Here is an 11,821-nt window from a genome sequence, read left to right as displayed (position 1 = left end):
CATGGGATTCCTTCGAGGGCGGGCCGAGAAGCGCCGTCGTCGTCACGAGCCAGACCCGGAACTACCCTTCCTGACGGTCGGGCAGGCAGATTCGTTGCTGCTGGGCGCCCGCATCTACAGCCTCGGGCTCGGGCACTCGGCAACGATCGAGGGTCGGTCGCTGGTGCTGCAGGACGGGCGGAGACTGGAGATGTACGACCTGGCTCGCCAACTCAGCCTGGTGCCGGAGAGGGAATGGACCGGCGTGATTGCGGCCGACCTCGACCGCCGCCTGGCACCGGGTGCGCAGGACGGACCGGCATAAAGCAGTCGCCGCAGCGGTTGATTCTTGCGAGACTGAGGAGAACATGACTTCGCAACACGACTTCTTCAACCGCCGCGCCGACGCCCTCGCCGACTCCGACCTCGACCTGGAGTACGACGAGGACGGCTTCCTGCTTGACGACGGCGCCAGCACCGACGGTGACCAACTCGACCGTGCCGAGCGCGCGGCGCTTCGCCGTGTCGAGGGCCTGTCGACCGAACTGCAGGACGTCACCGAGGTCGAGTACCGCCAGCTGCGGCTGGAGCGAGTGGTGCTCGCGGGGGTCTGGACCGAGGGGACGGTCGAGGAGGCCGACAACTCGATGCGCGAGCTCGCCGCACTTGCCGAGACGGCCGGCTCGACCGTCCTCGCCGGCGTGATGCAGCGCCGGAGCAAGCCCGACCCCGGCACCTGGATGGGTTCGGGTAAGGCCGCCGACCTGCGCCAGATCGTGATCGCCGAAGGTGCTGACACCGTCGTTGCTGACGGTGAACTCAGCCCCGGTCAGCGACGCGCGCTCGAGGACGTGGTCAAGGTGAAGGTCATCGACCGCACCGCGTTGATCCTCGACATCTTCGCCCAGCACGCGAAGTCGAAGGAGGGCAAGGCGCAGGTCGAGTTGGCCCAGCTGCAGTACCTCCTGCCGCGTCTGCGTGGTTGGGGTGAGTCGATGTCCCGGCAGGCCGGTGGCCAGGCCGCAGGCGGTCAGGGCATGGGTTCGCGTGGTCCGGGTGAGACGAAGATCGAACTCGACCGCCGCCGCATCAACACCCGCATCGCCAAGCTCAAGCGCGAGATCGCCTCGATGAAGACAATCCGCGACACCAAGCGGCACGGTCGCAAGATCGGGCACGTGCCGTCCGTCGCGATCGCCGGCTACACCAACGCCGGCAAGTCCTCGATCCTCAACCGGCTCACCAATGCCGGAGTGTTGGTGCAGAACCAGCTCTTCGCCACCCTCGACCCTACGGTGCGCCGCAGCGAGACCGACGACGGACGCCTGTTCACGCTTGCCGACACCGTCGGATTCGTGCGCAATCTGCCGCACCAACTCGTCGAGGCCTTCCGCTCCACGCTGGAAGAGGTGGCTGATTCAGACCTCCTGCTGCACGTCGTCGACGGCTCACACCCCGACCCGCGGGCGCAGATCAGCGCCGTGCGAGAGGTGTTGGCTGAGGTCGGTGCGACCGACGTCAAAGAGGTCATCGTCATCAACAAGGCCGATGTCGCTGACCCCGAGGTCGTCGACCAGCTGCTGCGCGAGGAGAAGTACGCGATCGCAGTGTCGGCCCGCACCGGAGCCGGTTTCGCCGAACTGCGCGAACTCATCGCCCGCGAATTGCCGCGTCCGCAGATCCGCGTCGAGGTGATGCTGCCCTACGACCGCGGCGACCTGCTCAGCCGGTTGCACGACGAGGCCGAAGTGATCAGCAGCGAGCACACCGGCGAAGGCACGCATGTGCACGCCAAGGTCAACCCCGGCCTGGAGGCCGCACTCGCCGATTTCGCCATCCGGTCGACCAGCTGAGTTCCAGCCGCGCAGATCCGCGGCGAGCGCCGTCAGTTCACCTCGGGGGCGCGAACACGAACTGTGGGATGTCGCCGTCGGCGACGACGGTGGCTCGCACCCGGTACACCTGTGCGATCAGTTCTGGCGTCAGCACGGTGGTCGGCGTGCCGGAGGCCACCACACGTCCCTGCTGCAGCACCACCAGGTCATCGCAGTAGCGGGCGGCGAGGTTGAGGTCGTGCAGGACGACGACCGTGGTGTCGGCCAACGCGGTGAGGCCCAGGATCTCGTGCTGGAACCGGATGTCGAGGTGGTTGGTCGGTTCGTCCAGCAGCAGATACCGCGGCTGTTGGGTGAGTGCGCGAGCGACCATCACTCGTTGACGTTCACCGCCGGAGAGTTCACTGAGGTCCCGTTCGACCAGGTGGTCGGCCCCGACCCGGCGCAGCGCGTCGTAGGCGATGTCGTGGTCGTCGGTGGTGTAACTGCCGAGCACGGAATGGTGTGGCAGCCGGCCGAGCAGGACGACCTCGGCCACGTTCAGCGCGGTATCGCCCGAATCCTCCTGCACCACCACCGACATCGACCGCGCAAGTTCGCTGCGTTCGAGGGTCTGCAGTGGGCGGCCGTCGATGCTCACCGTGCCAGCCGTTGGAGTGAGAGCTCCGAAGAGGAGGCGCAGCAGTGTCGTCTTGCCGCTGCCGTTGGGGCCGACGAGTCCGGTGACCTTGCCCGGTGCAGCGTGCAGATCGACTCCGTGCAGGACGTCGGTGCGGCCGTACCGGAATCGCACACCCTCAGCCGACAACCCGCTCACTTGACGTCGGGGAAGGCGTTGACGATGTTCTTCAGGCCGGTGAGCGCCAGCGGCGACGGCGGCTCGACGTAGTTGAACAGCTGCGCCAACACCCGATCGTTCTGCACTGCCTTCAGCCGTGCAGCGCCGGGCAGACCGGTAAGCGACTTGCGCACGGTCTCCGGCTTGCCGTCGCTGTGCAGGAGCACGATGACGTCGGGGTTCTTGGCGAGCAACTGTTCCGGTGAGATCTCGAAGACCCGCTCGTCGACGCCGGTGAAGACATTGGTGAACCCCGCCGCCTTCAGCAGCGGATCGGCCATCGAACGGTTGCCGTAGGCGTAGGTCGTGCCGCCACCAGGGGTGGGGAACAGCACCGCCGCTGTTGCGCCCTTCCGGTCGGGTGCGCCGGCGGTCATCGTGCCGATCTCGGTGCGCAGATCGGTGGCTGCCTTCTTCGCCTCAGCTGGCTTGCCGAAGATCTTTCCGTACGTGGTGAGCTCGGCGTAGATGTCCTCGAAGGTCGGCTTGCTGCTGTGACCCTCGCACAGCGCCGGCACCTCCAACAGGGGCACCTTGGCGGAGGCGAGCGTCTTGTTGTTCACGGTCTCGGTGTGGCCGAGCACCAGATCGGGCTGCTGTTCGAGCACCGTTTCCTTGGAGATCTGCAGGTGGCCGGAGGAGTCGGTCTTCTCGGTGAGGGACGGAATCTTGTCGAGAGCTGCGAGTGTGGTCGCGTCGTAGTACTCGCGGGGGTACTGGCCGGCTTTGGCGACCATCCGGTCCAGCACTCCGATCGCGGACAGGTAGGGCACCGATGCCGACTTCAACAGCACGCCTCGTTCGGGTGCACTGTTGAAGGTGTAGGTGGAGCCGCAGTTCGTCGCGGTGATCGGGTAGCCCTCCGCCTTCGCAGCGGACTCCTCGGGGCCGGCCTGGCCGCATCCGGTCATGACGAGTGCGGTGACACCGGAGGCTGCGATGAACGTGCGGGTACGACGAATCGTCATGTCTTCCTCAGTGTTTGGGTTTCAGCGTGCGCCGGGCATGCGGCGCAACAGGACGAGCAGGAACGGGGCACCCACCAGCGCGGTGATGATGCCGATCGGGATTTCTTGCGGACGCAGGATCATGCGTGCCGCCAGATCAGCGAGCACAAGCAGCGTGGCGCCCATGAGCGCCGCGACGGGAAGCACCCGGCGATGGTCGGACCCAACGGCACGGCGTGCCAGATGCGGCACCACCAGCCCGACGAAGCCGATGCTGCCCGAGGCCGCGACGATCGCTCCCACGTTGAGCGAGACCACCACGAGCAGCCGTGATCGCAGCTTCGCCGGGGAGACACCGAGGGTCAGGGCCGTCTCGTCACCAATGGCAAGAGCATCCAGACGACGGGACCACACGATCAGCAACACCGCACTGCCGAGCACGACGACGGTCACGACGAGCAGCGGGATGTCCCAGGCGGCCAGGCCCAGCGAACCGAGCAGCCAGAACAACACCGAGCGGGCACCTTCGGCCGACCCGGAGGCGAAGACCAGGAAACTGGTGAGCGCCGACAAGGCGTACCCGACCGCCACGCCCGCCAACAACAGGCGCACCGACGTGACCCGGGCTGCGCCGCGGGCGATGAAGTAGACCAGGAAGGCGGCTGCGAGTGCGCCGGCGAATGCGCTGCCTTGAAGTGCGTACTCACCCATTCCGGCTCCGATGCCGAACAGGATGGACGCAGCCGCACCTGTCGAGGCGCCGGAGTTGATGCCGAGCAGATATGGATCGGCCAGCACGTTGCGCACCATCGCTTGCAGCACCGCTCCGGTGATAGCCAGTCCGGCGCCCACGACGGCGCCCAGGAGCACTCGTGGCAGCCGCACGTCCCACACGATCGCGTCCAACGCCGGAGACCAGGTGGCGACGCCGGGCGCACCGATGGTGTGGTGGCCGATGATCTGCACGATCGTGCTGACAGGGGTGGTGACTGCTCCGAGGGAGACGGCGAGCAGTATGGCCAGCAGCAGCGCCGTGCTCAACCCGAGCACCCACAGTCGGTGGCGGCGGCTTGTGCGGTGGACGCCCAGCAGGGTGCGGGCATCTACGGAATCAGTGGGTTGCGCCCCGGTGGTCGCGAGTTCGGGGGTGTCGTCCAACGGTGGCGGCCCCATTTTTCCCATATGCGACATCGTCGCATATGGGTGGAGCGCGGGCGTCCACAGGGCTCGGGTCGTGGCCGGCTCGCTGGACGTACTCTGTAGGGATGCCGCCCGCCGACGACACCAACTCGATGGACGCACTCATGCAGGCGGCCGTCGCCGCGGTCGGTGGATCGCCGCGTCCTGGCCAGCAACAGATGGTCGAGGCGGTCACCAAGGCATTCGCCGACCAGCACCACCTGCTGGTGCAGGCGGGCACGGGCACCGGGAAATCCTTGGCCTACCTCGTGCCCTCGATCGTCCACGCGCAGCAGACCGGCAAGCCGGTGATCATCGCCACGGCCACCCTTGCGCTCCAGGCGCAGATCGTCGGCCGCGACCTACCGGTGCTGGCCGAGGGCTTGAAGCCCGTGCTGGGCCGACGTCCGACCTACGGGCTGGTCAAGGGCCGCCGTAACTATCTGTGTCAGCACAAGTTGGTCGGTGGGTATCCCGACGAGGACGAGGAAGGACTCTTCGGTGTCGGCGCCGTCGACCAGCAACTCGGACGGCTGGAGAAGGAGATCGTCCGACTGCGCGAATGGGCCGATGAGACCGACACCGGTGATCGCGACGACCTCGTGCCCGGAGTCAGCGAACGGGCCTGGCGACAGGTCTCGGTGTCGGCGCACGAGTGCCTGGGCTCCACCTGCCCGGTGGTGCAGGACTGCTTCGTGGAGCAGGCACGTGCTGCCGCCAAGGAAGTCGACGTGGTCGTCACCAACCACAGCTTCATGGCGATCGATTCCTTCGAAGGGCGGCAGATGCTGCCCGAGCACGACGCCCTGGTGGTGGACGAAGCGCACGAACTCGTCGACCGCGTCACCTCCACGATCACCGACGAACTCACCGCGCCGATGGTGGCGGCTGCTGCCAAGAAGGCGGCCCGCTATCTCGACACCCACGAGCTTGCTGACACCGGCGTGTTCCTCGGGGGAGTGCTCGACCAGCTGGCCGAGGGCCGGTTGCTGGGTATTCCGGACAATCTCGCGCTCGCCGTCCAGCGGGTGCACGACGCCGCCCGCTCGGCCCAGACCGAACTGAAACCCGACAAGCCGGCCGACAACGACGGTCCACGGCAGATGGCCCGCGCCGCCGTCGATGAGGTGCAGGAAAATGCAGCGCGGTTGCTGGAGGAGCGCGAACTCGATGTCGCCTGGATCAGCCGCAGTGAGTACCGCGGTTCGATGCTGCACGTCGCGCCGATGAGTGTGGCAATGCTGGTGCGCGACAAGATCTTCGGCGACCGCACCGTGGTGATGACGTCGGCCACCCTCGAACTCGGCGGCACCTTCGACGCCGTCGCGGGCACCCTCGGTCTGCGCGGCGAAGGCAGTCCGATGTGGGAAGGGCTGGACGTCGGATCACCCTTCGACTACCCGCAGCAGGCAATCGCCTACGTGGCCAAGCATCTTCCGCCACCCGGCCGCGACGGCACCTCCGAGCAGACGATGGACGAGATCGAGACGCTCATCCGTGCCGCCGGTGGGCGCACACTCGGGCTCTTCTCCTCGCGCCGCGCCGCCGAGGCAGCAGCCGAGGCGATGCGTGAACGACTGGGCGAGGAGTTCCCGGTGCTCTGCCAGGGAGACGACCAGATGGGCACGCTGGTGAAGCAGTTCGCTGCCGACCCCCGCACCTGCCTGTTCGGCACGCTCACCCTGTGGCAGGGCGTCGATGTGCCTGGTTCGTCGAGTCAGCTGGTGATCATCGATCGCATTCCGTTCCCGCGACCCGACGACCCCATCACCTCGGCTCGTTCCCAGGCGATCGCCGAGCGCGGCGGCAACGGGTTCATGTCGGTCTCGGCCACCCACGCGGCGTTGCGGCTGGCGCAGGGAGCTGGACGTCTGATCCGCCGCTCCAGCGACCGTGGCGTCGTCGCATTCCTGGACAACCGCATGGTGACCGCGCGCTATGCCGGATTCCTGCAGCGGTCGTTGCCGCCGTTCTGGCCCACCACCGACCGCGAACTCGTGCTGCGTGCCCTGCGCCGCCTCGACGAGACCGCCGACGCCCCGACCCCGATCACGCCGCCGGCACCAGCCGCGGCCGCAATCAAACCCTCACCGCAGCAACGGTTCTCGCGTGAAGCAGGAGAGATCGCCAGCGCTGACACGGCCGAGTACGACGCCTTGCAGTTCACTGATGAGGACGCCGACGCGGTGGAGACGCCCGAACGTGCGGCACCCGAGGAGCACCCGACCCCCGCGGAGCCGGTGGACGTTGTCCCGACTGAACCCACGACTCCCGACGAGCAAGCGGGCTCGGCATGGACTGCCGAGGACGACGAAGAACTCGCCGACGGCGTGTCGTTGGGTCTGTCGGTCGACGAGCTTGCCGACCACCTCGACCGCGACCCCGATCAGATCGCTGCCCGGCTGGCAGCGCTCGGACTGGCAGCCTCATGAAGCACACCGAACTGGAGGTGCACGAGGAGCAGGCCTGGCACCCGCCCGTCCACCTGTTGCGCCGTATGGTCATCGCAGGCGCGCTCATCAGCCTCGTCGCACTGGGGCTGGGCTGGGTGCTCACTGCGCGAGGATCGGCCCGCACCGGCGAACTCGACGTGTCGGTCTGGGTGACGCAGCACCGCTTCGAACCGCTCACCTCGCTCAGTGTCTTCCTTGATGTCGCGATCCAACCGCTGTGTGTCTACGTGCTGATGGGGCTGGCGCTGTTGATCTTCTGGGTCGGCGGGCGAGGTTGGGATCTGGTGATCGAGGTCATCGTGTTCCTGGGCACCTGGGGAGCCACGACCCTTGCCAAACATGCCTACGACCGGGTGCGTCCACCCGATCCGCCGGTCGATCGCATCATCGCGCTGCACGACCCGAACACCATGCCCTCGGGGCACACCGCGGCTGCTGCTGCGCTCACCGCCGCACTCACGCTGACTGTCTGGTACGCCCGCGGATCCATCCGCACCGCCCTGCTGATCGGCGTGCCCTTCGTGCTGATGGTCGCCCTCAGTCGCATCGTCGTCGGTGCCCACTACCTGGGTGACGTGACGGTCGGCATCCTGCTGTCGCTCGGTGTGTCACTGCTGATCATCGCGCTGCTCATCAGGGTCGGGCTGATCGACCCGATCCAGGACGCCGGATCGCGCCCATTGTCGCCGTCGTGGCCTCCGGCGCCGAGGTGTCGCTGACGCCTCAGCGCAGGACGACGGTGCTGGAGCCGTTGAGGAAGACCCGGTGCTCGGCGTGCCAGGTCAGCGCCCGCGCCAGCACCTGGGTCTCGACGTCGCGGCCGGCCACCACCATGTGCTCGGGGGAGTAGGTGTGATCGATGCGGGCGACGTCCTGCTCGACGATCGGGCCCTCGTCCAGGTCGGGTGTGACGTAGTGCGCGGTCGCGCCGATGAGCTTCACGCCGCGGTCGTGGGCCTGGTGGTAGGGCCGGGCTCCCTTGAAGCTGGGCAGGAACGAGTGGTGGATGTTGATGGCGCGGCCCTGCAGCGCGCGGCACAGGTCGTCCGACAGCACCTGCATGTAGCGGGCCAGCACAACGAGTTCGACGTCGTACTCCTCGACCAGTTCCAGGATGCGGGCCTCCGAGACCGGTTTGGTCGCTGCGGTGATCGGCACGTGGTGGAACGGGATGTCGTGCGTGGCGACGGTCTTCTGGAAGGTCAGGTGGTTGGAGGCCACCGCGACGATGTCCAGCGGTAGCGAACCGACCTGCTGGCGGAACAACAGGTCGTTGAGGCAGTGACCGAGTTTGGAGACCAGCACCAGGGTGCGCACCGGACGCCCGGCCGGCCACAGACCCCACTCCATGCCGAATTGCATTGCGACCGCTTCGAATCCGTCCTGCAGATCGTCCAACGGTGTTTGCTCGCAGCGGAAGACCAGACGGATGAAGAAGCGTCCGGTGGTCGGATCCTCGAACTGTTGGCACTCGCTGATGTTGGCGCCCTGCTCGACCAGGAACCCGGTGATGGCGTGCACGATCCCCGGCCGGTCGACGCACGTGGCGGTGAGGACGAAATCGTTCGGTTCGTGGTTCAAAGCAGGCTCCTGGCAGTGAGGGTGAAGCCCTGTGAACATAGGGCATGCGCGTCGTGCGCGCTGGGTCATCTCGCTCGTGTCGGCGCGTGATGCAAGAGTGTGGCCATGACCGCCGTCCCGCCCTTGGTGCTGATCATTGGCCCGGAGCAACTCCTGGCCGATCGGGCTGTGCGCAGCACGATCGATCTGGTGCGTGAGACCGAGCCCGACGCGGAGGTCGTGCGGATCGAGGCCGCTGCGTACGAACCGGGTGAGCTGATGTTGCACACCAGCCCGAGTCTTTTCGGTGGTTTGAAGATCGTCGTGCTGCGCGGGCTCGACGAAGCAGGCGACGCGCTCCTCGACGAGGTCGTCGCGCTCGCCAAGGCACCCGCCGAGGGTTCGGTGCTGATCGTCGCGCACAAGGGTGGCAATCGCGGCAAGCGTGCGCTGGACGCCCTGAAGAAGGGCGGCGCCCGGCTCATCGATGCTCCGGCGATCAAGTCCGACCGAGACAAGTCGGCCTTCGTCACCAATGAGTTCCGAAGTGCGCGGCGCAAGGTGTCGCCCGAGGCAGTGCGGGCCCTGCTCGAAGCGGTCGGCAAAGACCTGGGGGAGTTGGCGGCGGCCTGCTCGCAGCTCATCGCCGACACCACCGGCCTCGTGGACGAGGAGCAGGTGCAGGAGTACTACGGCGGCAAGGTCGAGGCGACCGGTTTCCGCGTGGCCGACATGGCCGTGGCCGGCAACGCCGGCGAGGCGCTGCGCCTCCTTCGGCACGCCCTGGCTTCCGGGGTCGACCCGGTGCCGATCGTCGCCGTGCTCGCCGGTCAGCTGCGACAGGTGGCGCGGGTGGCCACGGCCGGCGGCGGATCCTCGGCAGCCTTGGCCAAACAACTGGGCATGGCTCCGTGGCAGGTCGACCGGGCCCGCCAGGCGTCCCGCGGGTGGGACGGTGAGCGGCTCGGCCGCGCCATCCAGGCCGTCGCAGCAGCAGACTTCGAGGTCAAGGGCGGCGGCCGCGACCCGGTCTACGCGGCGGAACGCGCGGTGCTCACGATCTGCCAGGAGCGGCAGGCGCGCTGATCCGCGCGACCGCGTGACACCCGCGATTTGGGGTGCGCAGCGGCCCACGTGTAGATTTGCGCCTTGCGTGCGCGCATTGGTCGTGCGCGCTCGCAGTAGTACCAACGCATCGAACTCGCCAGGGTCGTCCCCACGCCCCATCCGTTCCGGTGCGTCGTCGCCCTCTACGACACCCATCAGACCGAACGAGGAAGAACTTTCGTGGCAAACATCAAGTCCCAGATCAAGCGCATCAAGACCAACGCCGCTCGCACCGAGCGCAACAAGGCGTACAAGTCGGAGCTGCGCACCTGGATCCGCAAGACCCGTGAGGCCGTCACCGCTGGTGACGCCGAGCAGGCACAGGCACACCTGGCCACCGCGTCCAAGAAGCTGGACAAGGCTGTGAGCAAGGGTGTCATGCACAAGAACCAGGCCGCCAACAAGAAGTCGGCACTGGCCAAGGCTGTCAACGGCATCAACAACTGATTGCAGCCTTCTCACTGAACCACCAGCGAACGCCCCGCACCGTGACGGTGCGGGGCGTTCCTGTGTGTTCTGCGGTGCCGGACCAGCTGGTTCAGCTCAGCTGAACGGCGGGCGGGCGTCGAGCGCCACCGAGCGGCGTCCGGCGAAGCGCCACACCCGTGCGGCGCGGTCGCGGTCTTCCGCGGTGACCAGGTTGCCCATCCAGCGCAGCGCGAGCGTCATCAACAGGTCGGAGCGCATCCCGACCGGGCCGAGCGCGGTGAGCAGTTTGGGGTTGCTGAAGACCCCTGCGAGGCGGCGCGCGATGGAGAAGGCCTCGCCGTAGTGCTCGGTCAGCAGCGCGGGCCATGCCGTCTCCAGCGGGTCACCGGCCACCAGCATCTCGGCGATGAAACGTCCGCCCTCCAGGCCGTAGTCGATGCCTTCGCCGTTGAGCGGGTTGATGCATGCGGCGGCGTCGCCGATGAGTGCCCAGTTGGGGCCGGCGACATTGGAGACCGCGCCACCCATCGGCAGCAGCGCCGAAGTGGGCTGCCGCAGTTCACCGGACAGACCGAACTGGTCGCCGATCGTGTCGGCGTACACCTGCATCAGCGGCTTGATCGCGACATCGGCCGGACGTTTGGTGGTGGCGAGGGTGCCCGCGCCGAGATTCACCGAGCCGTCGCCGAGCGGGAAGACCCAGCCGTAACCGGACAGCAGTTGGCCTTCCTCGCCGCGTAGTTCGAGGTGGGAGGAGATCCACGGGTCGTTGCTCATCGTCGAGGTGACGTAGGAGCGCCCGGCCACGGCGTACACCGTGTCGCGGTGCCATTCGCGTCCGAGCACTTTGCCCAGCGGGGAGCGCACTCCGTCGGCGACGACGAGCCGTTCGCACTCGATCTCGAAGGTGCCCTCGCTGCCGCGAAAGGTCACTGCGCGCACGCGTCCACCTTCGAGCCGGGCATCGACTGCCTTGGCGCCTTCGACGCCGACCGCGCCGGCCTTGAGCGCGGTGGTGCGCAGGTGGTCGTCCAGTTCGGTGCGGGCCACAGCTGAGCCGCGATTGGGCAGGCCCTCGACGTCGGGCCAGGGCAGTTCGAGCCGCTGGCCGAAACCGTGCGCGCGCAGGCCGTGGTTCTCGGTGTGGGCGAAGACCCATTCGGTGAGGCCGAGCCGGTCGAGTTCGCCGATGGCTCGGGGGGTCAGGCCGTCGCCGCAGGTCTTGTCACGGGGAAAGACCGCAGCATCGGCCAGGACGACGTCCAGGCCGTGACGTGCCGCCCAGGTGGCGGCCGCCGAACCTGCGGGACCGGCCCCGACGACAAGAACATCCGTGTGGGTCGAAGAGGGCATGGGGGGATTCTCTCAGCGGGGCGGCGTAGCGCCAATTCGAGCGCCTCCGTGCGGCAGCGCCGGTCGGTCGGGCGGATCGCGCTGCGATATCGTTGCCGCTATGCATTGTCTGCTCCTGCTTCGATTGCCGCGCTGATCAGA

The 11,821-nt window shown here is 67.5% G+C and carries 11 protein-coding genes; 6 read left to right on the top strand and 5 right to left on the bottom strand.

Annotated elements, in window-relative coordinates; all coding sequences use genetic code 11:
- Window position 1 precedes the first annotated feature (1 nt).
- Window positions 2-304 (top strand): hypothetical protein, encoded by a 303-nt coding sequence (locus J5M86_RS09460; protein ID WP_188060576.1) that lies wholly within the window; start codon window positions 2-4, stop codon window positions 302-304.
- 43 nt (window positions 305-347) lie between these two features.
- Window positions 348-1,832 carry a GTPase HflX gene (gene hflX / locus J5M86_RS09455; protein WP_188060577.1) on the top strand — a complete coding sequence of 495 codons (1,485 nt, stop codon included), beginning with the start codon at window positions 348-350 and terminating at the stop codon, window positions 1,830-1,832.
- A gap of 37 nt (window positions 1,833-1,869) precedes the next feature.
- On the opposite strand, the gene J5M86_RS09450 is transcribed toward hflX, so the two are convergent.
- Genes J5M86_RS09450 through J5M86_RS09440 form a run of 3 tightly spaced genes read right to left on the bottom strand, consistent with a single transcriptional unit; the run spans window position 1,870 to window position 4,781 of the window.
- Window positions 1,870-2,607 carry an ABC transporter ATP-binding protein gene (locus J5M86_RS09450; RefSeq protein ID WP_244328304.1) on the bottom strand — a complete coding sequence of 246 codons (738 nt, stop codon included), beginning with the start codon at window positions 2,605-2,607 and terminating at the stop codon, window positions 1,870-1,872.
- Between the two features lie 20 nt (window positions 2,608-2,627).
- Entirely contained in the window at window positions 2,628-3,620 is a 993-nt protein-coding gene (locus J5M86_RS09445) for an ABC transporter substrate-binding protein (RefSeq protein WP_188060578.1), read from the bottom strand.
- 21 nt (window positions 3,621-3,641) lie between these two features.
- Window positions 3,642-4,781: an iron ABC transporter permease gene (locus tag J5M86_RS09440; protein WP_244328303.1), complete on the bottom strand. Its 1,140-nt coding sequence runs from the start codon at window positions 4,779-4,781 to the stop codon at window positions 3,642-3,644.
- A gap of 83 nt (window positions 4,782-4,864) precedes the next feature.
- Between J5M86_RS09440 and J5M86_RS09435 the strand changes: the two genes are divergently transcribed.
- Both J5M86_RS09435 and J5M86_RS09430 read left to right on the top strand, forming a co-directional pair.
- A complete protein-coding gene (locus J5M86_RS09435) occupies window positions 4,865-7,210 on the top strand; it encodes an ATP-dependent DNA helicase (protein ID WP_188060579.1) in 2,346 nt (781 codons plus the stop codon).
- On the top strand, window positions 7,207-7,950 hold the full coding sequence (locus J5M86_RS09430) for a phosphatase PAP2 family protein (RefSeq protein WP_188060580.1): 744 nt from the start codon (window positions 7,207-7,209) through the stop codon (window positions 7,948-7,950). The genes J5M86_RS09435 and J5M86_RS09430 overlap by 4 nt, the downstream gene beginning before the upstream one ends.
- Window positions 7,951-7,954: 4 nt before the next feature.
- On the opposite strand, the gene purU is transcribed toward J5M86_RS09430, so the two are convergent.
- Window positions 7,955-8,851 (bottom strand): formyltetrahydrofolate deformylase, encoded by an 897-nt coding sequence (gene purU, locus J5M86_RS09425; protein ID WP_188060581.1) that lies wholly within the window; start codon window positions 8,849-8,851, stop codon window positions 7,955-7,957.
- A 66-nt stretch (window positions 8,852-8,917) separates the two neighbouring features.
- On the opposite strand from purU, the gene holA reads away from it, so the two are divergent.
- A complete protein-coding gene (gene holA / locus J5M86_RS09420) occupies window positions 8,918-9,877 on the top strand; it encodes a DNA polymerase III subunit delta (RefSeq protein WP_188060582.1) in 960 nt (319 codons plus the stop codon).
- 201 nt (window positions 9,878-10,078) lie between these two features.
- Window positions 10,079-10,345 carry a 30S ribosomal protein S20 gene (gene rpsT / locus J5M86_RS09415; RefSeq protein WP_188060583.1) on the top strand — a complete coding sequence of 89 codons (267 nt, stop codon included), beginning with the start codon at window positions 10,079-10,081 and terminating at the stop codon, window positions 10,343-10,345.
- A 96-nt stretch (window positions 10,346-10,441) separates the two neighbouring features.
- On the opposite strand, the gene J5M86_RS09410 is transcribed toward rpsT, so the two are convergent.
- Entirely contained in the window at window positions 10,442-11,680 is a 1,239-nt protein-coding gene (locus J5M86_RS09410) for a geranylgeranyl reductase family protein (protein WP_188060584.1), read from the bottom strand.
- Between the last annotated feature and the right edge of the window lie 141 nt (window positions 11,681-11,821).

This window comes from Yimella sp. cx-51, assembly GCF_017654605.1.
Classification (GTDB): Bacteria; Actinomycetota; Actinomycetes; order Actinomycetales; family Dermatophilaceae; genus Yimella.
This window is presented reverse-complemented; position numbering and strand designations above follow the sequence as displayed.

What these genes read in the sequence shown, in the direction of transcription:
- J5M86_RS09460 (WP_188060576.1), top strand. Translation starts at nt 2, where the DNA reads ATGGGATTCCTTCGAGGGCGGGCCGAGAAGCGCCGTCGTCGTCACGAG.
- hflX (WP_188060577.1), top strand. Translation starts at nt 348, where the DNA reads ATGACTTCGCAACACGACTTCTTCAACCGCCGCGCCGACGCCCTCGCC.
- J5M86_RS09445 (WP_188060578.1), bottom strand. Translation starts at nt 3,620, where the DNA reads ATGACGATTCGTCGTACCCGCACGTTCATCGCAGCCTCCGGTGTCACC.
- J5M86_RS09440 (WP_244328303.1), bottom strand. Translation starts at nt 4,781, where the DNA reads ATGGGAAAAATGGGGCCGCCACCGTTGGACGACACCCCCGAACTCGCG.
- J5M86_RS09435 (WP_188060579.1), top strand. Translation starts at nt 4,865, where the DNA reads ATGCCGCCCGCCGACGACACCAACTCGATGGACGCACTCATGCAGGCG.
- J5M86_RS09430 (WP_188060580.1), top strand. Translation starts at nt 7,207, where the DNA reads ATGAAGCACACCGAACTGGAGGTGCACGAGGAGCAGGCCTGGCACCCG.
- purU (WP_188060581.1), bottom strand. Translation starts at nt 8,851, where the DNA reads ATGTTCACAGGGCTTCACCCTCACTGCCAGGAGCCTGCTTTGAACCAC.
- holA (WP_188060582.1), top strand. Translation starts at nt 8,918, where the DNA reads ATGACCGCCGTCCCGCCCTTGGTGCTGATCATTGGCCCGGAGCAACTC.
- J5M86_RS09410 (WP_188060584.1), bottom strand. Translation starts at nt 11,680, where the DNA reads ATGCCCTCTTCGACCCACACGGATGTTCTTGTCGTCGGGGCCGGTCCC.